The sequence below is a fragment of the Bacillus sp. SH5-2 genome, from assembly GCF_008368905.1.
Lineage (GTDB): Bacteria > Bacillota > Bacilli > Bacillales > Bacillaceae_G > Bacillus_A > Bacillus_A luti.
The window spans coordinates 1-22,778 of sequence record NZ_QOSD01000012.1 but is presented as its reverse complement, the minus strand read 5'-3'; the positions used below and the strand labels follow the sequence as shown (position 1 = coordinate 22,778).

The 22,778-nt window shown below is 36.9% G+C and carries 20 protein-coding genes and 3 pseudogenes; 9 read left to right on the top strand and 14 right to left on the bottom strand.

Features of this window, described 5'->3' with window-relative positions:
* Nucleotides 1–49: 49 nt before the first annotated feature.
* From DN410_RS09470 to DN410_RS09445, 6 genes and pseudogenes are all read right to left on the bottom strand, one after another.
* Entirely contained in the window at nt 50–679 is a 630-nt protein-coding gene (locus DN410_RS09470) for a TetR/AcrR family transcriptional regulator (RefSeq protein ID WP_000238599.1), read from the bottom strand.
* A gap of 66 nt (nt 680–745) precedes the next feature.
* On the bottom strand, nt 746–1,885 hold the full coding sequence (gene acdA / locus DN410_RS09465) for an acyl-CoA dehydrogenase AcdA (protein WP_149176297.1): 1,140 nt from the start codon (nt 1,883–1,885) through the stop codon (nt 746–748).
* A 21-nt stretch (nt 1,886–1,906) separates the two neighbouring features.
* Nucleotides 1,907–3,037 (bottom strand): acyl-CoA dehydrogenase, encoded by a 1,131-nt coding sequence (locus DN410_RS09460; RefSeq protein ID WP_149176296.1) that lies wholly within the window; start codon nt 3,035–3,037, stop codon nt 1,907–1,909.
* Between the two features lie 72 nt (nt 3,038–3,109).
* Nucleotides 3,110–3,961, bottom strand: a complete 852-nt coding sequence (locus DN410_RS09455) for a 3-hydroxybutyryl-CoA dehydrogenase (protein ID WP_149176295.1) — start codon at nt 3,959–3,961, stop codon at nt 3,110–3,112.
* Between the two features lie 56 nt (nt 3,962–4,017).
* A pseudogene (locus tag DN410_RS09450) lies at nt 4,018–5,299 on the bottom strand (acetyl-CoA C-acetyltransferase).
* A 9-nt stretch (nt 5,300–5,308) separates the two neighbouring features.
* Nucleotides 5,309–7,420: a (Fe-S)-binding protein gene (locus DN410_RS09445; protein WP_149176293.1), complete on the bottom strand. Its 2,112-nt coding sequence runs from the start codon at nt 7,418–7,420 to the stop codon at nt 5,309–5,311.
* A gap of 368 nt (nt 7,421–7,788) precedes the next feature.
* On the opposite strand from DN410_RS09445, the gene cls reads away from it, so the two are divergent.
* The 3 genes from cls (at nt 7,789) to DN410_RS09430 (ending at nt 12,771) form a co-directional block, all read left to right on the top strand.
* The gene (cls, locus tag DN410_RS09440) at nt 7,789–8,982 is read left to right on the top strand and encodes a cardiolipin synthase (protein WP_149176292.1); all 1,194 of its coding nucleotides are present in this window, start codon (nt 7,789–7,791) and stop codon (nt 8,980–8,982) included.
* Between the two features lie 28 nt (nt 8,983–9,010).
* Nucleotides 9,011–9,964: a UV DNA damage repair endonuclease UvsE gene (uvsE, locus tag DN410_RS09435; RefSeq protein ID WP_149176291.1), complete on the top strand. Its 954-nt coding sequence runs from the start codon at nt 9,011–9,013 to the stop codon at nt 9,962–9,964.
* Between the two features lie 128 nt (nt 9,965–10,092).
* Entirely contained in the window at nt 10,093–12,771 is a 2,679-nt protein-coding gene (locus tag DN410_RS09430; protein ID WP_149176290.1) for a DUF4084 domain-containing protein, read from the top strand.
* A gap of 15 nt (nt 12,772–12,786) precedes the next feature.
* On the opposite strand, the gene DN410_RS09425 is transcribed toward DN410_RS09430, so the two are convergent.
* Both DN410_RS09425 and DN410_RS09420 read right to left on the bottom strand, forming a co-directional pair.
* A complete protein-coding gene (locus DN410_RS09425; protein ID WP_088231949.1) occupies nt 12,787–12,933 on the bottom strand; it encodes a quorum-sensing peptide PapR in 147 nt (48 codons plus the stop codon).
* 88 nt (nt 12,934–13,021) lie between these two features.
* A complete protein-coding gene (locus DN410_RS09420; RefSeq protein WP_149176289.1) occupies nt 13,022–13,879 on the bottom strand; it encodes a helix-turn-helix domain-containing protein in 858 nt (285 codons plus the stop codon).
* A gap of 168 nt (nt 13,880–14,047) precedes the next feature.
* Between DN410_RS09420 and DN410_RS28740 the strand changes: the two genes are divergently transcribed.
* Both DN410_RS28740 and DN410_RS28735 read left to right on the top strand, forming a co-directional pair.
* Nucleotides 14,048–14,167, top strand: coding sequence for a bacillolysin (locus DN410_RS28740; protein WP_149176288.1), 120 nt, complete (start codon nt 14,048–14,050; stop codon nt 14,165–14,167).
* Nucleotides 14,168–14,322: 155 nt separating this feature from the next.
* Nucleotides 14,323–14,598: a bacillolysin gene (locus DN410_RS28735; RefSeq protein WP_149176393.1), complete on the top strand. Its 276-nt coding sequence runs from the start codon at nt 14,323–14,325 to the stop codon at nt 14,596–14,598.
* Between the two features lie 46 nt (nt 14,599–14,644).
* Here DN410_RS28735 and DN410_RS09405 read toward each other — a convergent pair whose 3' ends face one another.
* The 4 genes from DN410_RS09405 to DN410_RS09390 are packed head-to-tail and all read right to left on the bottom strand — an operon-like array spanning nt 14,645 to nt 18,008.
* On the bottom strand, nt 14,645–15,247 hold the full coding sequence (locus tag DN410_RS09405) for a response regulator transcription factor (protein WP_000619255.1): 603 nt from the start codon (nt 15,245–15,247) through the stop codon (nt 14,645–14,647).
* Nucleotides 15,244–16,374 carry a sensor histidine kinase gene (locus DN410_RS09400; protein WP_149176287.1) on the bottom strand — a complete coding sequence of 377 codons (1,131 nt, stop codon included), beginning with the start codon at nt 16,372–16,374 and terminating at the stop codon, nt 15,244–15,246. The genes DN410_RS09405 and DN410_RS09400 overlap by 4 nt, the downstream gene beginning before the upstream one ends.
* Entirely contained in the window at nt 16,375–17,109 is a 735-nt protein-coding gene (locus DN410_RS09395) for an ABC transporter permease (RefSeq protein ID WP_149176286.1), read from the bottom strand.
* Nucleotides 17,106–18,008 carry an ABC transporter ATP-binding protein gene (locus tag DN410_RS09390; RefSeq protein ID WP_149176285.1) on the bottom strand — a complete coding sequence of 301 codons (903 nt, stop codon included), beginning with the start codon at nt 18,006–18,008 and terminating at the stop codon, nt 17,106–17,108. The genes DN410_RS09395 and DN410_RS09390 overlap by 4 nt, the downstream gene beginning before the upstream one ends.
* 205 nt (nt 18,009–18,213) lie before the next feature.
* On the opposite strand from DN410_RS09390, the gene map reads away from it, so the two are divergent.
* From map to DN410_RS28380, 4 genes and pseudogenes are all read left to right on the top strand, one after another.
* Nucleotides 18,214–18,960, top strand: coding sequence for a type I methionyl aminopeptidase (map, locus tag DN410_RS09385; protein ID WP_000586862.1), 747 nt, complete (start codon nt 18,214–18,216; stop codon nt 18,958–18,960).
* A gap of 330 nt (nt 18,961–19,290) precedes the next feature.
* A pseudogene (locus DN410_RS27890) lies at nt 19,291–19,497 on the top strand (LPXTG cell wall anchor domain-containing protein); the annotation flags it as partial.
* 489 nt (nt 19,498–19,986) lie between these two features.
* Nucleotides 19,987–21,384, top strand: a complete 1,398-nt coding sequence (locus DN410_RS09375; protein WP_149176283.1) for a M28 family metallopeptidase — start codon at nt 19,987–19,989, stop codon at nt 21,382–21,384.
* A gap of 362 nt (nt 21,385–21,746) precedes the next feature.
* Nucleotides 21,747–21,925: pseudogene (locus DN410_RS28380) on the top strand (M24 family metallopeptidase); the annotation flags it as partial.
* A gap of 188 nt (nt 21,926–22,113) precedes the next feature.
* Here DN410_RS28380 and DN410_RS09370 read toward each other — a convergent pair.
* Both DN410_RS09370 and DN410_RS09365 read right to left on the bottom strand, forming a co-directional pair.
* Nucleotides 22,114–22,422 carry an LPXTG cell wall anchor domain-containing protein gene (locus DN410_RS09370; RefSeq protein WP_255446710.1) on the bottom strand — a complete coding sequence of 103 codons (309 nt, stop codon included), beginning with the start codon at nt 22,420–22,422 and terminating at the stop codon, nt 22,114–22,116.
* Nucleotides 22,423–22,537: 115 nt separating this feature from the next.
* Complete coding sequence (locus DN410_RS09365) at nt 22,538–22,705, bottom strand: Cna B-type domain-containing protein (protein WP_255446719.1); 168 nt, start codon at nt 22,703–22,705, stop codon at nt 22,538–22,540.
* Between the last annotated feature and the right edge of the window lie 73 nt (nt 22,706–22,778).

The following is a 22,778-nucleotide window of genomic DNA, read 5'->3' as shown; positions in this document are numbered from 1 at the left end:
AAAAACGTGAAACTTTTATATGGCAATAAAATTATAATTTGTCCGTTCCTTATTTCGGAAGCATATGAGCCCCCTGCAACACATACCTAATTTGCATTTCTGTATATTCCTCGAGCGTATATAATTTTTGCAAGGCCCAGCGTCTAAATCCCCACATCTGTCCTTGTATAAAAATATTATGTGCAAGAAGCTGTATTTCCTTTTTATTCAATGTAAATGTTCCATTTTCTGTACACTGTTCTAAAATATTTTCAAACATCCCTACCATTTGAAACTCTTTTTCTAATACGTATGGAAGAGATTCTTTCGGTAAAAAACGTACCTCTTGATACATAATTAATACTTCTTCTTGTAATTCATCCATAACCTTAAAATAATTCGTTATCGCTATCTTTAAACTTTCTATACTTCCCTTCTCTGTACACACTACTTCCTCTAACCGTTCTTTTACATGTTCATAAATACTATCACAAACTAAATATAAAACATCATCTTTCGTACGAATATACTCATAAAGTGTTCCAATACTAAATCCAGCCGCCTTCGCAATTTCTCTCGTTGTTGTACGCGGAAATCCTTTTTGCTTAAACAATTGCACCGCACCTTTAATCATTTGTTCACGCCTTAACGCAACTAACTTTTCATCTTTTACTGATGCATGTACGTTATGTTTAACCATCCCCTTCACCTCTCTCAATTATTTGTTGGAAGGAAAAAGCGTAGGAAAATACCTACGCTTTCGTTCCTACTTCGTTAACATACGAGAAATTACAAGCCTTTGAATCTCTTGTGTTCCTTCATAAATCTGTGTGATTTTTGCATCTCGCATATAACGCTCTACTGGATAATCTTTCGTATAACCGTAACCACCAAATACTTGTACTGCTTCCGTCGTCACCTTCATCGCTGTATCACCCGCAAATACTTTTGACATCGCTGATTCTTTCCCATACGGAAGCCCTTCTGATTCAAGCCAAGCTGCTTGATATGTCAAAAGGCGCGCCGCTTCTATATCCGTTGCCATATCGGCAAGTTTAAAGCCAATCCCTTGCTGCGCTGCAATCGGCTTTCCAAATTGATGACGCTCTCTTGCATATTCTACAGAAGCATCTAAAGCCCCTTGTGCAATACCCACTGCTTGCGCCGCAATACCATTACGACCGCCATCTAATGTTTGCATCGCAATCTTAAATCCTTGCCCTTCCTCTCCAAGTAAGTTCTCTACAGGAATACGGCAATCTTCAAACATAATTTCAGTCGTTGGCGAAGAGCGAATCCCTAACTTACTTTCTTTCTTCCCAACTGAAAATCCTGGTGTATCACTTTCTACAATAAATGCACTCGTACCGCTCTGCTTCGATTCAGGATCTGTTAGCGCAAAAACAACATAAATATCGGCAATGCCGCCATTTGTAATAAAGATTTTCGACCCATTTAATACGTAATGGTCTCCATCTCTTTTTGCAATTGTCTTCATTCCACCAGCGTCCGATCCAGATCCTGGCTCGGTTAAACCATATGCACCAATTTTCGTCCCTTCAGCCATCGGTCGCAAAAACTTTTGCTTTTGCTCTTCCGTTCCGAATTTAAAAATCGGCCATCCAGCAAGTGAAGTATGCGCAGACAGTGTTACCCCGGTAGAGGCACAAACGCGGGATAACTCTTCAATTGCAATTACGTACGCTAAGTAATCGCTTCCAATTCCGCCGTACTCTTCAGGCCATGGAATACCTGTCAAGCCAAGCTCTGCCATTTGATCAAATAATGCACGATCAAATCTCTCTTCCTCATCACGTTCAGCTGCTGTTGGTGCTACTTCGTTCTTAGCAAAGTCTCGAACCATTTTTCTTATCATTTCATGTTCTTCTGATAGTTTAAAATGCATCTCCGTCTCCCCCTCGTCCTTTTATAAAGCACGGCTAATAACAAGTTTCTGTATTTCACTCGTTCCTTCATATATTTGCGTGATTTTTGCATCACGGAAAAATCTTTCTACTGGGTAGTCTTTCGTATAACCGTAACCACCAAATACTTGCACTGCTTCAATCGCAACTTCAACCGCTGTCTTAGAAGCGAATAATTTCGCAATAGATGCTTCTTTACCACATGGTAATCCTTGCGCTCTTAGCGATGCCGCCCTATATACGAGTAATCGTGCAGCCTCCACATTCGTTGCCATATCTGCCAGTTTGAAGCCAATCCCTTGCTGCGCCGCAATTGGCTTTCCGAATTGCTCACGTTCTTTCGCATAATCAATCGCACATGCAAGCGCCGCTTCAGCAATTCCTAACGCCTGTGCACCGATTCCAATTCGTCCAACATCTAAATTCGCCATCGCCACCTTGAATCCTTGTCCTTCTTCCCCAAGTAAATTCTCAGCTGGCACTTTCATATCTTCAAACGTAAGTTGTACTGTACGTGAACCAAGAAGCCCCATCTTATGCTCGTCTTTTCCTATAATTAAACCAGGCGTGTCTTTCTCTACTATGAATGCAGAAATACCACTTTTTCCTGCCTCTGGATTTGTAGAAGCGAATACAATATATGTACTTGCTTCGCCCCCATTTGTAATAAATACTTTCGATCCATTAATAATATAATGATCGTCTTTCTTTACAGCCCTTGATTTTAAACTCCCTGCATCTGATCCTGCATTCGGTTCTGTTAAAGCAAATGCACCTAAATATTCACCAGTCGCAAGTTTAGAAACATATCTCTGTTTCTGCTCTTCTGTTCCGAAATATAAAATCGGATTCATGCCAACTGACGTATGTACAGCTAAAATTACACCAACCGTTGCGCTTACCTTTGAGATTTCTTCAATTGCTAAAATGTAAGAAATAAAATCCATTTCTGCGCCGCCGTATTTCGCAGGCGCTGGAATACCCATTAGCCCAAGCTCACCCATCTTTTGCAAAATTTCTTTCGGGAACACCCCTTGTTCCATACTAGGAACAAAGGGAGCTATTTCTTTCTGTGCAAAATCTCGAACCATTTTCCTCATCATTTGTTGCTCTTCCGTAAAATGAAAATTCATATACTTCGCCTCCATTTGCTATACATCTTTTTAAAAATTTGGTAAGACCACTATTTTAATAAAGGGAGGAATTTATTCGTAAACGTAGAAACCACGGCCCGTTTTACGTCCTAACCATCCTGCATTTACGTACTTACGTAATAATGGACATGGGCGATATTTACTATCTCCTAATCCTTCATGCAACACTTCCATAATGTATAAGCATGTGTCTAGACCGATAAAGTCAGCTAATGTTAAAGGTCCCATCGGGTGATTCATACCGAGTTTCATTACTTCATCAATCGCTTCTTTCGTCGCTACACCTTCATATAACGTATAAATTGCTTCGTTAATCATCGGTAATAAAATACGGTTTGATACAAAACCTGGGAAATCATTTACTTCAACTGGTACTTTCCCAATTTTCTTCGTAATGTCTTCAATCGTTTCGTATACCGCTTCATCCGTAGCTAAACCACGAATAATTTCAACAAGCTTCATAACAGGAACTGGATTCATAAAGTGCATACCGATTACTTTTTCTGGACGTTTCGTTACCGCTGCAATTTCTGTAATTGGTAAAGATGACGTATTCGTCGCTAAAATGGCATGATCCGGTGCGATTTCATCTAGATTCGCAAAAATTTTCTTTTTAATATCCATTTTCTCAACAGCCGCTTCAATAACAAGATCAGCCTCTTTCACACAATCTAAATCAAGCGTTACTGTAAGACGATTTAACGTCGCTTCCTTCTCTTCTTCCTTCATACGTCCTTTTTCTACTTGGCGTGCTAAGTTTTTCGTAATGATAGCCAGCCCTCTATCTAATTGCTCTTGTTTTAAATCTTGAACCTTCACGTCATATCCTGCCATTGCACATACTTGCGCAATTCCCGATCCCATTTGTCCTGCACCAATTACAACAATTTTTTGTACACTCATTTCTTCTTCCCCCTTAATATAAGTCTGTAATAAATGAATTGTTTTCTCGCCGTAAATTAATGAACTTCAATCATCACTGCATCACCTTGGCCGCCACCGCTACAAATCGAAGCGATGCCAATTCCGCCGCCGCGTTGCTTAAGTGCATGGATTAGTGTAACGATAATGCGCGCTCCGCTTGCCCCAATCGGATGTCCCATCGCCACTGCGCCGCCATTTACATTCAATTTTTCTGGGTCAATTCCCGCAATCTCTGTACTTGCAATTGCTACCGCTGCAAAAGCTTCATTAATCTCAAATAAATCGATGTCTTCAATTGTCTTGCCTGTTTTTTTCAACAATGCGTTAATTGCATAGCCTGGTGTTCTTGGGAAATCCTTTGATTCTACCGCGATTGCCGTATGCGCTAAAATTGTCGCTAATGGCGTTCTTCCTTCTTGCTTCGCTCTGTCCTCGCTCATTAATACAAGTGCAGCACCGCCATCATTTAGGCCAGGAGCATTACCAGCTGTCACTGCTGCCGTCTTATCGAATACAGGCTTTAATTTTGCTAACTTTTCAACCGTTGTATCCTCGCGTGGTGCCTCATCCTTTGCAACAACAATAGGATCGCCTTTTCTTTGCGGAATCGTTACTGGCACAATTTCCTCTTCAAAACGTCCTTCTTTATGTGCTGAAACCGCACGCTGATGGCTACGATATGCCCATTCATCTTGCGCTTCGCGAGAAATTCCATCTTCCTTCGCAACTTCTCCGCCATAAACACCCATGTGTACACCTGAAAATGCGCATGTTAAACCGTCTGCAACGTTTAAATCAACGACTTCGTTGTTACCCATTCTGTATCCCCATCTTGCTCCGCGTAAAATGTAAGGACTGTTACTCATCGACTCCATACCGCCAGCTACAATCAATGATTGATCGCCAGTACGAATAATTTGATCCGCTAACGTAACCGCGCGAAGCCCTGATGCACAAACTTTATTCACTGTTTCCGTCTGCACTTCCCAAGGGATTCCAGCAGCCCTCGCCGCTTGGCGCGATGGAATTTGTCCCTGCCCACCTTGAATAACCGTTCCAAATATAACTTCCTCAACATCACTAGCAGAAACATTTGCTCTTTCAAGCGCCGCTTTAATTGCAATCCCTCCAAGTTCTGTTGCTTTCACATCTTTTAAAGTTCCTCCAAATTTCCCAACCGGTGTTCTTGCTGCACTTAAAATAACTGTTTTACTCATTTCTCTTTCCCCCATTTCTTTTTATCACTGAGCGCGCGCTCGGTGTTCCTACGTTGAGAAGAGGTGCAATAATTGCACCTCTTTCTAAAGTTGTATGCATTCCTACAAACTAGATTGCTTCTTTCTTCTGTCCAATAACTGAGCGTTCTAAAATCTCTGTTACATCGAGAGTTTGAACTTTCTCTTCAACTTCTTTCGCTTTCGTACCATCACTAATCATCGTTAAGCAATAAGGACATCCTGTACCGATAATAGATGGCTGTACAGCTAATGCTTGTTCTGTACGAGCAACGTTAATACGTGAACCTGTTGTTTCTTCCATCCACATTAAACCGCCACCTGCGCCACAGCACATTCCAGTTTCGCGATTTCGCGCCATCTCTACAAGATTCACTCCAGGAATCGCTTTCAAAATATCACGCGGCGCCTCGTACACTTCGTTGTATCTTCCTAAGTAACAGGAATCATGGTACGTAACTGTTTCCTCAATAGCGTGAACAGGCTTTAAGCGGCCTTCTTTCACCCACTGAGCTAGCAATTCTGTATGATGATAGACTTCTGCTTGCAAACCAAAGTCCGGATACTCATTTTTAAATGTGTTATAAGCATGAGGATCAATCGTAACGATTTTCTTCACTCCTGCCTTTTCAAATTCTTCAATATTCTTTGTCGCCATCTCTTGGAATACAAATTCATTTCCAAGGCGGCGCGGTGTATCTCCAGAATTCTTTTCTTTATTACCGAGGATCGCGAATGAAATGCCTGCTTCGTTCATTAATTTCGCAAACGATATCGCAATCTTCTGACTACGATTGTCGTATGATCCCATTGAACCAACCCAGAATAAATACTCGAATTCTTCACCAGCTTTTGATTTTTCTTTTACTGTTGGAACTGTTACTTCGTCATCACCTTGGCGCCATGTTTCGCGCTCTTTACGGTTCAGACCCCACGGATTTCCTTGACGTTCAATGTTTGTCATCGCGCGTTGTGCTTCCGCGTCCATTTTTCCTTCTGTTAAAACGAGATAACGGCGTAAATCAATAATTTTGTCAACATGCTCATTCATAACTGGACATTGATCTTCACAGTTACGACACGTTGTACATGCCCAAATCTCTTCTTCTGTAATAACATCTCCGATTAAACTCGGATCGTAAGCGAGAGTTGTAGCCGCTGATTCTTGTTGCCCTTTTCCGGCTGCCATCATCGCCAACTGATTTCCTTGTGTATTATTAAAAGCCACTACTGGAACCCACGGTGCTTTTGATGTTACCGCAGCTCCTTTATCAGTTAAATGATCGCGAAGCTTTAAAATCAAGTCCATCGGCGATAGCATTTTTCCTGTGCCTGTTGCTGGACACATATTTGTACAGCGACCACACTCTACACAAGCGTATAAATCAATAAGTTGATTTTGTCTAAAGTCTTCAATTTTACCAACACCAAATGTTTCTTGCGTTTCATCTTCAAAATCAATCTTTTCAAGCTTCCCTGGGTTTGAAAGACGACCGAAGAACACATTAGCTGGTCCCGCAATTAAATGCGCATGTTTTGATTGTGGAACATACACTAAAAATGTTAACAAGATTAGTAAATGCACCCACCAAGAGAAATAGAACACTGAAATGGCTACGGTTTCATTTATCCCCGAGAAAACGTAAGCGATCGCAGAAGCGATTGGTTCACTCCATGAAAGCTCCTCGCCATGCCATATAAGTCCCATACCGTTACCAAGTAGTACAGAAACCATTAAGCCTCCGATAAAAATAAGAACAAGGCCCGATTTAAAGTTACGCTTTAAACGAACAAGCTTTTCAACATAGCGTCTATGAAAAGCCCAAAAGACTGCAATTAAAATTACAAGTGTGACAATTTCCTGGAAGAATGTAAATGCAGGGTATAGTGGTCCAAGTGGAAGATGTGATCCTGGTGCGAGTCCTTTCCAAACGAAGTCAATTGCTCCAAATTGGACAAGAATAAATCCGTAAAAGAACATAACGTGAATAATGCCGCTCTTTTTATCTTTCAGCAGCTTTTTCTGACCGAAAACATTAACTTTAAGAAGATCCCAACGCTCTTTAAAACGACGGTCAAATTCAATCTTTTTTCCTAACTGTATGTAGGCCATCCTCGTTCGTATAAGATACACAAACAAATATCCCGCATAAGCAATAACAGCAATGGCAGCCAGCCAATTAATGATCAGTAAGCTATTCATTTTTATGCTACCCCTCTCTTTGTAAGCCCTCTTTCTTTTTTAGAATCTTCAAAAACATATAATTTTCTGAATTTTATCCCCTATCTTCATTATATAATGAGTGAGCATTCAGTCAACAGTTTTTTGTTATACAACAACATATTTTTTTAATAAAGCTGTTTATTTCGGTGAAACTATAAAGTGACACTTTAAGCAATGGGGGCTTTCATTCTCCACTAATTATTAGCCCACACCAATCGGGCTTTTACAAGCCGTTAATCTCCCACCCAACTTCTTTGCTTTAACCTAATTTTGAACTGTGAGGCTTACTGCCCGCAAATGGTGGGGTAAAGTGAAGGGGCAAAGAATGCAAAGGAGGGAATTCACTCATGTTCTTCTTATCTCTCTTGTTAATATGCGTTACGCTTTGGATTACAATTGATTTTTTATATGGGAGACACCTTCATTTGAAACGTGTGCGCCCTCGCACTTTCCCTTTACGTCAAAGTGATTTTCACCTTTATACATACGGACAAGATTTATATGATGCTTTATTTACTGATATAAAACAAGCAAAGCACCACGTGCACGTTTTATTCTTCATTGTAAAAAACGATAAGATTAGTCGTCAGTTTTTAAAGTTACTTATTGATAAGGCACAGGAAGGAATTGAAGTAAGACTTTTACTCGATCGATTTGGTAGCCATTATTTATCAAACGAAGCAATCCGTTCCCTCCAAAAACATGGTGTCTCTTTTTCTTTTTGTCATAAAGTTAAACTCCCTTTTCCTTTCTTTTCTGCCAATCAAAGAAATCATAGAAAAATTACAGTCATTGATGGGGAAATTGGTTATATCGGGGGCTTCAATATCGGCGAGGAGTACTTAGGACATAATGAGCGATTAGGACTATGGAGAGACTATCATTTACGTCTTACAGGAGAAGGTGTTCAAGATTTACAAAAGCAATTTTTGCATGACTGGTTAGATGATACAAACGAAAATTTATTGGAGGTTTCTCTTTATTTTCCGAAACAACAACCAGGTACCATCCTACACCAATTCGTTCCGACCGATGGGGCCTATTTACAACATACTTTTTTACATTTAATTGAAAGTGCAAAAAAAGAACTCTTTATCGGTACACCTTATTTCATTCCTGGCAAAAAAATTATGAGTGCTCTATTAAAAGCACATGAAAGAGGAGTTCACATAACGATTCTCGTTCCAGAAAAGGCTGATCACGCCCTTGTTCGAGAAGCAAAATTCCCGTACTGCCGAAAGTTAATACAGGCTGGTTGTGATATTTACGCATTTCAACAAGGTTTTTTTCACGCAAAAATTATTATAGTAGACGATGAAATCTGTGATATCGGAACTGCAAATTTTGATATGAGAAGTTTATATAGTAACCATGAAATTAACTGCCTTTTATACAATAAACATTTCATACAAACAGTAAAAAATAAATTCCATGAAGATCTAGAAAATGCATCATTACTTTCCTTTGAAGATGTCAGCCCCCGTTCTCTTATTGATAGAGGAAAAGAGTGGATAGGAACAATCGTTGCTTTCTTCCTATAGGAAAGGGAATAAAAGAGGTATATCACATATGATTATAAGATTTGGATATGTCTCACATGCAATGGCATTGTGGGACTGTTCTCCTGCCAAAACAATGACGTTTACCAGTTTCAAAAAACTTAATAAACAAGAGCGCGAGGATAAATTGTACCATGTCACAAGACAAAATCTTGAACATACAATACGTATCCTTCATTACAATATAGCGCATGAAATCCCACTATATCGCCTATCGTCTTCTATCGTTCCACTTGCAACACACCCTGAAGTTGAGTTTGATTATATTGAAGCATTTACACCACTTTGGCGTAAAATAGGGGCATTAATTCAAGAACACAATTTACGAGTAAGCTTTCATCCAAATCAATTTACATTATTCACAAGCGACAAACCACATATTACAACTAACGCTATTACAGATATGGACTATCATTACAAAGTATTAGATGCGATAGGAGTTGCCGATTCTTCTTACATTAATATTCATGTTGGTGGGGCCTATGGAAATAAGGAAAAAGCAATTGAACGTTTCCATGAAAACATAAAAAAACTTCCTACGCATATAAAAAAACAAATGACTCTTGAAAACGATGATAAAACATATACAACTTCTGAAACTTTATCTATTTGCCAAAAAGAAAATATTCCTTTTGTATTTGATTATCATCATCATATGGCTAATCTTTGCGAGGAACCGCTGGAAGAGTTACTACCTGCAATTTTTGAAACTTGGTCACATACAAACATACCGCCAAAAGTTCACATCTCTTCTCCTAGATCAGAAAAAGAATTTAGGGCTCACGCTGCATATATTGATTTAGAGTTTATTAAGCCGTTCTTACACATCGCAAAAAAAATAAATCATGATTTCGATATTATGATTGAAAGTAAACAGAAAGATTTGGCACTATTACAATTAATACATGACCTTTCTTCTATAAAAGGAGTAAAAAGAACAAATGGCGCAACATTACGATGGTAAATTGTAATGTTGCGCTATTTTTTTCAAAAAAAGTAATTTTTATAGTAAAAAACACCCTATTTTATATGCTATTATTTAAATTAGCATTTTCCACCTGAGATTCAACTTTATTGAAACGGAGCCATAATATGATTAATCAAAAAAAGTATGTACAATTTGTCCTGATGTATATAATTATATTTTCTCTTTGGATATTCCTTATTCCTAAGGACTTGAATATAAAAGAAATTGGAATTCTTTTCTTATTTTGTTTTGCTACACTCTTTTCTTGCTATTGCCTATATAAAGCAATTAAGAAGATGAAACGCGGCGACAAACTATTTTGGGTTCTAGTACTATGTACTTGTATATGTGGATTAACTATGGAAATTACTTTATTTCTGCATGCCCTTTCTATATATGAACAAGTCATATTCTCATATAAGGCATTACCTTTTTTCATCGTACAATATATTTTGCTCTTTTCTGGCTTTGCTATAAAGTTTATAAAACATTACTCTATTAGAGGCCTTGCTCAATTTTCATTCGATAGCATCTTTATTGTTATTATGAATATTTATTTCACCTTAACCTTTATTTTGGATCTCTCAAGCTTTCGTATGTTAACGACGGATATGTGGCTTTTAATTGGATACTTTGTTGCACAATCATTAGTGATTTACGCCGTTATTAGCTTATATAGAAGAGAAACATATTCTTCTAGTAGAATCGCGTTAATTATCGGCTTTACTATTATACTTGTATATGGATATGTATATCTGTTCCAATTAAACGCCGGAATGGGCTCTTCTGCTGAAGTCTCTTATTTAATACATACCGCTTCCATTTTACTAATAGGTTTATCATCCATACTATACATTTTGGATAAACCAATACGCCATGAAACGAAAACAAAATATTATCGATTCGATTATGTACGCTTTATATTACCTTATTTCAGTATAATTATTACTTTTGCTTTTATTATCCTTCAACCTTGGGATGATCAGTTCATGCTAATCGGTCTAGTATTATCATTAATCTTATTATTTCTACGACAACTTTACATGTGGAAAGACAATCAAGCATTAATTGACACATACGAGAAGTTGACTACACAACTAGAAGACGAAGTTGAAGAAGGTGCATCTGCATTATCCAAAAGTGAACAACGTTATAAATCTTTATTTGAAGATCACCCTGATGCCGTGTTCTCCTTAAATATGAATGGTATTTTTCAACGCTCTAATCAGGCATGTGAAAGTTTATTTACTGCTTACTATTGTGAGGTAGCCAGCTATTCTCTTCTACATTTCATTGATTCAAAAGACCATGAACTACTAAAGAGGGCTTTACAAATTACAAAAGAAGGTAGACCACAAACCTTAGAAGTTCGTACAAAAGAAAAAGAAGGCTACTATTATTACCTTCACATTACGCTTATCCCTACGTTTATAAATAAAGAAGTTGTTGGAATGTTCGGGATAGCACGCGACATTACCACTTTATATGAAAAACAAAAACTAGTAGAGCATTTAGCTTTTCATGATGCACTTACCGGGTTACCAAATCGCCGTAAGTTTGAAAAAGATTTAAAAGCTATTTTAAATACAGCACAATCTAGTGCAAATGATATTGCCGTCATGTTCCTCGATTTAGATCGATTCAAAAAAATTAATGATCGCCTTGGTCATGATGTTGGAGATTTACTATTAATCGAAGTAGCAAAGCGATTACGCGGGTGTTTGCGTTCTAAAGATATCGTTGCTCGTCAAGGTGGAGATGAGTTTACAATCCTCTTACCAGATATGTATTCTGAAAAAAGTGCGTCTTTCATCGCTGAACAAATTTTAACTATTTTAAACAAACCGTTCTTCATTAAAGACGAAGAACTATCTATTACACCAAGTATTGGAATTGCAATGTATCCTGATTATGGAACTACTGTAACCGAATTAATGAAAAATGCGGATACGGCTATGTATTGTGCGAAAGCAAACGGAAAAAACAGATTTGTTTTCTTCTCAAAAGAAATGAGCATTGCTCAAAATGAGAGTAACTTCCTTGAAGGCGAACTTTCAAAAGCATTACAACAAAATGAATTTTTCCTTGAATATCAACCGCAAGTACATACAAAAACAAAACAAATTATCGGTTTTGAGGCATTAATTCGCTGGAAACATCCAAAACTCGGAATTGTATCACCTGTCCAGTTCATTCCTCTAGCAGAGGAAACCGGATTTATTATTGAACTTGGTAATTGGATTTTACGGAAAGCCTGCTCGGAAGCAAAAAAATGGCATAACCAAGGCTTTTCTCATTTAAAAGTTGGTGTAAATTTATCTGTTGTTCAATTTAATCACCCAGATTTAATACCAACTATTTCAAAAGTTCTAGAAGAAACAAAACTAAAACCAGAAGCATTAGATATTGAGATTACGGAAAGTATCGCGATTAATCAAAATCATTCTGTAGTTGCTAAACTAGAAGAACTTCAAAATCTCGGTATTCAAATTTCAATTGATGACTTCGGAACCGGTTATAGTTCCTTAGCTTATTTAACAAAATATCCAATCAACACATTAAAAATTGCCCGAGAATTTATTTGTGGCATTACAAATAGCCCCTTAGAAGAAGCTATCATCGCTTCCATTATTAAGCTATCAAAAGAATTAAATTTAGAAGTTATTGCAGAAGGTGTAGAAACAGAAGAACAGTGGAATTTTTTACATGCACAAAACTGTGATCATATTCAAGGCTTCTTCTTTAGCAAACCCGTTTCTAATAAAGATGTTTGGATGTTACTCCACAAAAAAACAACCGTCTAAGTAAGACGGTTGCTTTTAATATTCATAAGGCATGTCTGAAGCTAATTGTACCTCTTGATCGTTATGAGAAATTACTTGGCTTTTCTCTAAAGCTGTATCTGTTAATGAAATACCCCATGCCATCGCTAACGTTAATAGGCTACCAATAAGTAGTTTTTTCATATTCCATCACCCACATTTTTTCTTTTAATATATCATGAAAATTTATCCATACATTATGCAATTATGCATATCTCGTTTTTAGATTGTTTTATCTCTTCATTTTTTTTATAAATTTTTCTTTATACGGATGCATTTCTAAAATATCGAAAAAGAAACAAGCCTTTTCATATGCCTCTTCAACCTCTGTCCTATCGTATTCTAGCTTTTCTAAGCATTCACCTTTTTGATAGTATAACTGTCCAATCAATGCCATACTATTAATTCGACACGATATTTCAATGGCTTTATTTATTTGGTAAAGTGCTTCTTCATATTGATTATCTACGTATAATGTTTTTGCATGATTATGTCTTACCTTCACATCAAACTCTTTATTTTCCGGCAATGCTTCTAATTGCTTTAATATACCTTCAAATAACTCCAGACCCTTCTTAAGATGACCATTTTCAGAATAAATATTTGCAATTGCATTTTCTATATAAAGATTTTGGTATACATCTATTCCAGCTAATTGTTGGTTTAACAACTTTTTTAATTCTAAAATACAATATTCGTAATCAATTTTCTTCAATATGTAAGCTGCTACATGATATTGCCATTGAAGAAACTGCTGAAACTCAGGATGATATTCTTCCTTTTTCAGTTCATTCCATGCTTTATTATAAATTTCTTTATATTTCTTTTGCTTACAAAGCATAATAATTTGATCTTTTAACTGCTTTTTCCTCTCAAGATCGGAATAAATGAGTACCTCATAAAAATGAATAATAGGAACTTGTAATTTTGCTGCGATACCTTGCAATATATCCATACTTGGGTATACCGCACCCGATTCAATTCTGCTCACTTCCGATTGATGACATATGTTCTCGGATAACTGTTTTTGTGTTAATCCCCTCATCGCCCTAATTTTCTTAATTTCACTTCCTAATTTTTCTGCCTGCATACTTATTCACCATCCCACTATAACAATCTAATTTATTAAGTTGTCATACCACTACAATAATGTGAATTCGACAATTTTTGATATGAAATAATGCATAATATATATAAAATTCGGCAAATTCTTCATACCATTCACCTCACATACAGGAATAAATTAGAAGTGTTATAGATGAATTATAAGAGAATTGCCAGTACTTTCATTACATTCGGTCTCCTTTGTCCTTTACCAACAGAAGCTATTCACACCCGAGAATTAGACAAAAGTGAAGTATTAGTTGAAATTGCTTAGCCTGGTTTAACAATTGAAAAATTAACACAACCTCAAAATGATACGAAAGAAACTATTACGAAAAAGTATTTAAAAGGTGAGGCAAACGGGGCTAAAGCTCAACAAGAGCAATTTACAACTAAAAAAACGTAGATTTCCAACCTACCAATAAAGAAATAAACGAAAATCAAACCGAAGTTCCCCTTGCACAAACTTACAAAAACTATAAAATATATGGCCAAGATTTCATTGTAGAAGTAGATAAAAATAGAGTAATTACTACTGTTAGTTGTAAAGTTGTCCAACATTTAGAACAACGACCTAATCTTACTATAACAAATTTTTTGTCGAAAAATGAAGTAAAATCTACATTACATAATACGCTTCAAATTCCAAACGATGCGGTTGAAACAGAATTCTTTAACGAAAGCGTTGTTTATCCTGATTGGTGAGGGCTGAATATAAAAAGAAGTTTACCTCTCATAGGTAAACTTCTTTCTATATCCATCCCTTTTCTTCTGCAATTGTAATTGCCTCAATTCTATTTTTCGCATCAAGCTTCGTTAACACTTCAGAAATGTAATTACGTACTGTACCAGGTGATAGATAAAGTGTCTTCGCAATTTCATTTGCCGTCTTGCCTTCTTTTGCAAGCAACAATACTTCTTTTTCACGATCTGATAACGGATTTTGCTCTTGCCATAATCCGAACATTAAATCTTGAGAGATCTCTCGTTTACCTTTCATTACGTTACGAATCGATGCAGCTAAATCCTCGCTTGGGCTATCCTTCAATAAATATCCGTGCACACCAGCTTTCATTGCTCGTTCAAAATATCCAGGGCGCGCGAATGTTGTTAAAATCATTACTTTACATGCCGATTTTTCTTTCTTCAGCGTTTCCGCAACATCTAATCCGCTTTGAATCGGCATCTCAATATCCATAATGCTTACATCAGGTTTTAGCGATTCGATTAACTTCAGCGCCTCTTCTCCATTTGCAGCTTGCCCAATTACTTCAATATCATCTTCTAGATCAAGCAGAGCCCCTAATGCACCACGAAGCATCCGTTGATCTTCTGCAATAATAATTCGAATCATGCCTTCACCTCATCTTTTCCTGTTCGAATAACAACTGGAACTTTCACTGTTAATAGCGTCCCTGGATTTATCGTACCCAGCTCAACAAACCCATCAATAAGGGCGATGCGCTCCTTCATACCACGAATACCATTCCCATCGTGATTTTGATCTGCTAAACCAATTCCGTCATCTTCTACTGTCAAAATCAATTCACCTTGTGATTCTAGTACAGAAACTATGCAACGTGTCGCCTTACTATGCTTTACGACATTCGTCACAGCTTCACGTAAACACATCCCTACAATGTTTTGTTCAATAGGTGATAACGAACCTGAACTTGCCTCCTGCTTTACTTCTAATTCAATATTAGCAGCTTGTAAGATCGCTTTTATTTGCTCCAGCTCTTCTTCTACTGTAATCATACGCATATCCGAAATTAATTCCCTTAGCTGCTTCAACGCGGTACGAGATGTTTGTGTAATTTCCTTTGCTTCCGCACTTGCACGCTCTGGATTTTTTACAATTAACTTCTCAACTAGCTGGCTTTTTAACGTAATCAGAGATAACGTATGCCCGAGCGTATCATGAAGATCTCTTGCAATTCGTTGCCGCTCCTCACGTTTCACCAAATCTTTAATTTGTTCGTTTGCTTCATTTAATTGATTTCTTAATATCTTTTTTTGATTAAAGTTGCGCATCCCGAATGGCGTAAGAAGCATTAAAATAAACATCGGAACGATATTTACTAAACTTGTAGTTGTTAGTTGATTCACATTTACAAATACAAACGCTCCAAGCATTACAATTAACAAACATAGTAGTAACCGAAATACTTTCTTACTTGGTGCAAATCCCATCGCACTTGCCGTGAAAAACCCAAAGAATATCATGAAAGGATTGTAAAATAAAGCAAATAAAAGAATGAGTATCATTTGAATACATGCCCAAAAAACAAACGTCCTCTGCACAAAATAAAGCTGACGGTATGTGGTGATGAAAACTATCAACATACCGCTTCCAATTACAAGCTTCCACCCTGACGCCTGCGATAAATGGTAAATTGGAAATAATAAATACACGAGAAACATATACGGGAAGAAACCCATATGTTTTGGAAAAATCTCAATCCGCTTCTTCTCTATCATTTATACCGCTTCCTGTCTTTTTCTTATATATATTGATATTACAACAAATATAAGGAAATAACCTCCTAGTATCGCGATATTTTCCCATCCAATTGATTTTCCAGCTACAATATCCCATGCACCGCTTCCAAAATGATATGTTGGTGTCCATTCACCAATCGTTCTTAATATTTTCGGGAATATTTCAATTGGCATCCATAGACCACCAAGAATTGCTAAACACATATTTAAAATATTTGCTAAGCCCGCAGCAGCATCCGCCTTCTTAATAGAACCTATTATTGTCCCTAACGCTAAAAATGGTGTCACACCTAACAACAACCATAATCCAGCACCAATCCATTGCCCTACTGTTAACTCAACATGATTAATTAATATTCCTGCGATAAAGATAACTAAGATTGAAAAAGCATTCACTACAGTTTGAGCGATGATCTTCGCTGTTATATATGCTCCCTCTGGAAGTGGTGTAATTTTTAAAAGGTGTGTCCACCCCTGCCCTTTTTCTTGAGAAATTCTAACACCAAAACTAAAAAGTGCCGTCCCTACAATACTGAAAGTTGCCATCGAAATTAAATAGTGTGCTTTCCACGCATCCCCGTTTTGTGGTACTTGAACAACATTTGTAAAAATGTAATAAAACATAACCGGCATTAATAATGAGAAAAAGATAAATAATTTATTACGGAATGTACGTAAAATTTCTATTTTGCATTGCATCCATAAAGCTTTCATGCGATCTCCCCCTTTTGATTTGCAACAAATTGTTCAAATGCTTCATCCAGACTTCCCCGTTCAACTGAAACGTCTGTTACGGGTAAATTCCTTTGATAAATTGCTTGTAAAGTCGCATCTGTATCTTCTGTTGTTAAAATACAACGTCCCTCATTTGACTGTACATCTGTCACATGTGGCAATTCCTTTAATAAACTCTTAGGAATCTTTTCTTTCGAATAAAACGAGATTGTCTTTCGAGAAATCGTCGCTTTCATCTCATCAGGCGTGCCATCTGCGATAACTTTTCCGTTTGCAAATAATAAAATACGATTCGCTAAAGCATCCGCTTCTTCTAAATAGTGCGTCGTTAAAATAATCGTTTTCCCTTCACTTGCTAACTTTCGAATCGTTTCCCAAAATGTTCTTCGAGACGTAATATCCATTCCAACTGTCGGCTCATCTAAAAATAGCAAATCTGGATTACCTGTAAGTGCGAGCGCAAAGTTTAACCTTCTTTTTTGCCCACCTGATAATTTCTCACATCTTTGCTTTCGCTCTGATTCTAAATTTGATAACTGTAATAAAGTTTCTTTTGCTACCGGATTTGTATAATAACTACGGAATAGCTCAATTGCTTCTTCCACCGTAATACTATCAATAACACTTACTTCTTGTAGCATCGCACCGAGGCTATTACGAACATCTCTATGCTTTGGACTCTTTCCAAATATAGAAACCGTTCCTTCAGTCGGATCCTTTAATCCAAGCATCATCGACATCGTCGTCGTTTTTCCTGCACCATTCGGTCCAAGTAGTGCTACTATTTCTCCTTTGTTCACATGAAACGAAACGTTATTTACTGCTTTTTTATGTTTAAATGTTTTAGAAACACCATTTACTTTAATAATCTTTTCCATCTCTCCACCCCCGCTGTTTCTTATATTTACATTGTATGTGTTGGAAAACTTAGGAAACAGTATGATGCGTCATAACATCAATATGACAATTGTCATGTATTCTTTATGAGACGAATCAGCCTGCATACCGCAAGCGAGTAGCAGGACGAAAATAAACATGATACAATCGGATAAGATATATATTCGAGGAAGGACAGTGGTTTTCATGATTATTCGTAATGAACAAGACTTAGAAGGCTTACGAAAAATCGGCCGCATCGTTGCGCTTGCACGTGAAGAAATGAAAAAACAAGCAAAGCCAGGCATGACAACGAAAGAGCTAGATTTGATCGGTAAAAAAGTATTAGACGAGCATGGTGCTATTTCTGCACCTGAAAAAGAATATGATTTCCCTGGTGTAACTTGCATCAGTGTAAATGAGGAAGTTGCTCACGGTATTCCAGGAGATCGTGTATTAAAAGAAGGCGACTTAGTAAATGTCGACGTATCTGCTGCACTTGGTGGCTATTATGCAGATACAGGTATTTCATTTGTACTGGGGGAAGATGAAGCAAAAGAAAAGCTTTGCCAAGCAGCAGTTGATGCATTTTGGGCAGCAATGAAAAAGGTGAAAGCTGGTTCAAAACAAAACCAAATCGGTCGTGCTGTTTCAAACTTCGCACATAAAAATGGATACAATGTTATTCAAAACTTAACTGGTCACGGCATTGGTCTTAGCTTACACGAAGCACCAAACCACATTTTAAGCTATTTTGACCCAATGGATAATGCGCTTCTAAAAGATGGCCTTGTTATCGCTGTAGAGCCATTCATTTCTATGAAAGCTGATCATATTATCGAGCGCGGTGACGATGGTTGGACGTTCGTTACACCTGACAAAAGCCTTGTTGCACAATGTGAACATACAGTTGTCGTAACACGCGGCGAACCGATAATCTTAACAGAAATATAAAAAAAAGGACCACTTCATAATACGGAGTGGCCTTTTTTACACGTTTGAAAAGAAGCAATGTTGTTCAACTCTTTACCATTTACATATATACTTTTTAAAGAAGGTTATTGATGATTACCTCTAATAAAAAGATAATCATCATAGAGAGGACTTTCTTTTTTTATTTTAAGCACCAATTAAAGTGATTTCTTTCTATTTATAAAAGGAAGGTTCCGCTTTAATCTACAAAATTATATGCTCTTTTTAGGCAAATCATCTAACTACTTGTTCAAGGTATATATTTTCTTCAACCTGACCAAATTCGACCCAATCTACATTTTATTTTCGCCTCAAGATCACAAAGGTAATAAAACATCTGAAGAACAAGCTAAAGAAACAGATGACCAACAGTTGAACAAACAAAAAGATGATCAAAATATGGATAAAAACCTTCCAAATACAGGTCATAAAGAAGATACTACACAAACAGTAGGTATCGTTCTTCTACTAGCTGGATTGTTAAGTATTTTAGCTACAAAACGAAAAAAACATTATTAATAATATTTCGCATCCAATCAATCTCTCAATTGATTGGATGTTTTTTTATGCAAAAAGGACGATACATAAAGTATCGTCTTTTTAACGGGGTGAGGCTGTCCAACAGTACGGAAAACTCTTGAACAGCCTCGTATTTTCATATGGATGCCTTACATATATCATTGATGATAATTATGAAATGCGGAAACATAGTTACCATCACATGATTCAAACATGAGAAAAGAAACCATATAACAGTCCCTTTTCCCTACATAATCTAAAGTTTGGGTACACTAGATTCATGCAATATAGGAGCTTTCCAAGCAGAAAGCGAACCTTCATCTAAAATGATAGCATACATACCTCCGCCAAAAATATGCAAATATGCATATAACGTTTTTTATTTCTCAACAACAAAATATTGAAAATTCAGTTTTCTAAAGGTAAAATAAAGTCGTTAACCGTCTTCTTTTGTCAGTCAGAGAGAATAGAAGAATGGGAGAGGAAAAAATGAGAAAATCACTGAAACAAAAAATAGTAAGCTCCTTGCTTGCTGTATCACTCGCCGTTAGCTTAGCTCCAATTGGACAAGCAAAAGCTGATTCCACGTCAGAAATCACGCAAACCCCACCTATTACAAAACAAGTTGATGCAAGCCGCGCTATCGAACATGTTCGATTTTTATCCGAAACAATCGGTCCCCGTCCTGGTGGGACAAAATCAGAAGAATGGGCTTCCCGTTACGTTGGTATGAAGCTCAAATCAATGGGCTATGAAGTAGAATATCAGCCATTTCAAGTACCGGATCAGTACGTTGGATTTATCGATTCACCATTATCTACAAAACGTAATTGGCAAGCTGGTGCTGCTCCAAATGCACTAATTTCTACAGAAGCTGTTACAGCGCCTCTTATCTTTGTTCAAGGTGGCACAAAACTAGAAGATATTCCAAATGAGGTAAACGGAAAAATTGTTTTATTTGAAAGAGGAACAACAGTAGCAGACTACAATAAACAAGTCGAAAATGCTGTTAGCAAAGGTGCAAAAGGTGTTCTTTTATATAGTTTAATCGGTGGCCGCGGAAACTACGGACAAACTTTCAATCCTCGCTTAACGAAAAAGCAATCTGTGCCTGTATTTGGTCTTGCTTATGCTCAAGGAAATGCGTTTAAAGAAGAAATTGCGAAAAAAGGAACAACAATTCTTTCCCTAAAAGCGAGACATGAATCTAATTTGACATCCCTAAATGTTATTGCTAAAAAGAAACCAAAAAAGAGTACAGGTAATGAAAAAGCTGTTGTTGTAAGCTCACACTACGATAGTGTCGTTGGAGCACCTGGAGCAAACGATAATGCTTCTGGTACAGGTTTAGTATTAGAGTTAGCTCGCGCTTTTCAAAATGTAGAAACTGATAAAGAAATTCGTTTTATTGCTTTCGGATCTGAAGAAATCGGATTACTTGGCTCTGATTATTATGTGAATAGTCTGTCCCAAAAAGAACGTGACCGGATTTTAGGTGTCTTTAACGCAGACATGGTTGCAACAAGTTATGATAAGGCAAAGAATTTATACGCAATGACTCCTGATGGCTCAACAAACCTTGTAACAGATGCTGCCTTACAAGCAGGGAAACAATTAAATAATGATCTCGTTCTTCAAGGAAAATTTGGCTCTAGTGATCACGTACCATTTGCTGAAGTGGGTATTCCTTCTGCACTATTTATTTGGATGGGTGTCGATAGTTGGAATCCATTAATCTATCATATCGAAAAGGTATATCACACACCTCAAGATAACGTATTTGAGAACATTTCATCAGAACGTATGAAAATGGCATTAGAGGTCATTGGTACAGGCGTCTATAATAGCCTTCAACCTACCGTGAAAACAGGACAAAAAGCTGCTTAATACTATTTCAAGCCACCGATTAATCGGTGGTTTTTTATTAAGGAAAAATAAATATGTATATCAGTATATTTATTACCCGAAGAAACTCAATTAATTAAAGTATATTAATTATACGATTTATCGTGTATAATATAAACGTAATATATCGATTTAGTTTAATCATTGAATGATATTACCATGTAAAATAAAAATTGTAATAATAGTAATTACATTTAATAAAGAAGGCTTTCTACTATAAAAAAATTATTCTTGCAGTTGTGTTAGCTTTAACGGTTATTTCAGGAACTAATGCTTTTATTCCTGAAACAAACGCTGATGCAGCTACTCACGAGCAAAGTTTTACAAAATACTATTTCTAAATTAGCCATAAAAATGGCTATGCATTCACCCAAAACTTAACGGAACATGGTCATTGATCTTAAATTACATGAGATACCACACCACATTCTAAGCTTATGGTCCAATGGATAATCGACTTATCGAAAACGGTTTCGTTGTTACTTTAGAGCCACTTATCTCTATGAAAGCCGACCATATTATTCGGCCGGTGATTGAGTCCAACCTGAAACCGTTCTCTTTTTTCTAAAAAAACCCTTCAGGTTGCATTCTTCACTTCACTTTATCATGAAGTGTTTTTGAATACTTACCTAAAGGGCGTAATATCAATAGTAATTTTTTATTTGTCTGCTACTCAGATTACAGTGTAATCAATAATCTAAATCTTTTTTATTATTTTATTCGCTGACGAGCGAGTAGGATTCCACCTAAAAGGAACAATACCATACCTCCAAGAATTGAACTCATTTCTGCTGATGTTCCTCCTGTGTTAGGAAGTAATGTTGGCTTATCATTTTCTGTAGTAGGTGGAACTTTTGAATCGCTATTTTTGTCTGCATTTGTGCTTGGATCTTTTGGATCTGTGCTTGGATCTTTTGGATCTGTGCTTGGATCTACATTTGGTTCGTCCTTGATTTTTGTATTTGTGATGTCATAACCATTTACTTCGGATTTGTATCCCGCTACTGGTTGTTCTTTCACTTCATACTTGTACGCTAACCCGTTTGCATCATATACTTGTAGTTTTTCAAACGTCTACTTGCCAGTTTGTTACCAGCTCTTCACTTCTTTTGTTTGAATACTGTTCCATTTTGAATCAATTGTACTGTGATGCTTTCTGGGCGATCTTATTGTTGTAGTCTTCCCAGACTTTCTTACCACTTAGTTCTGTTTTGTCCGTATTCTTGTAAGTGTTCGTGATCGTTGTTCCTTCTACTTTTGTTTCGTAGCCATCAACTTTTACTTCACTTACTGTGTACTGGATCTCATTTCCTTGTCCATCGTACTTTGGTAGATCTTTAAAGCTGAAAGTCCAGTTGCCTTCTTATCAGCTTTCA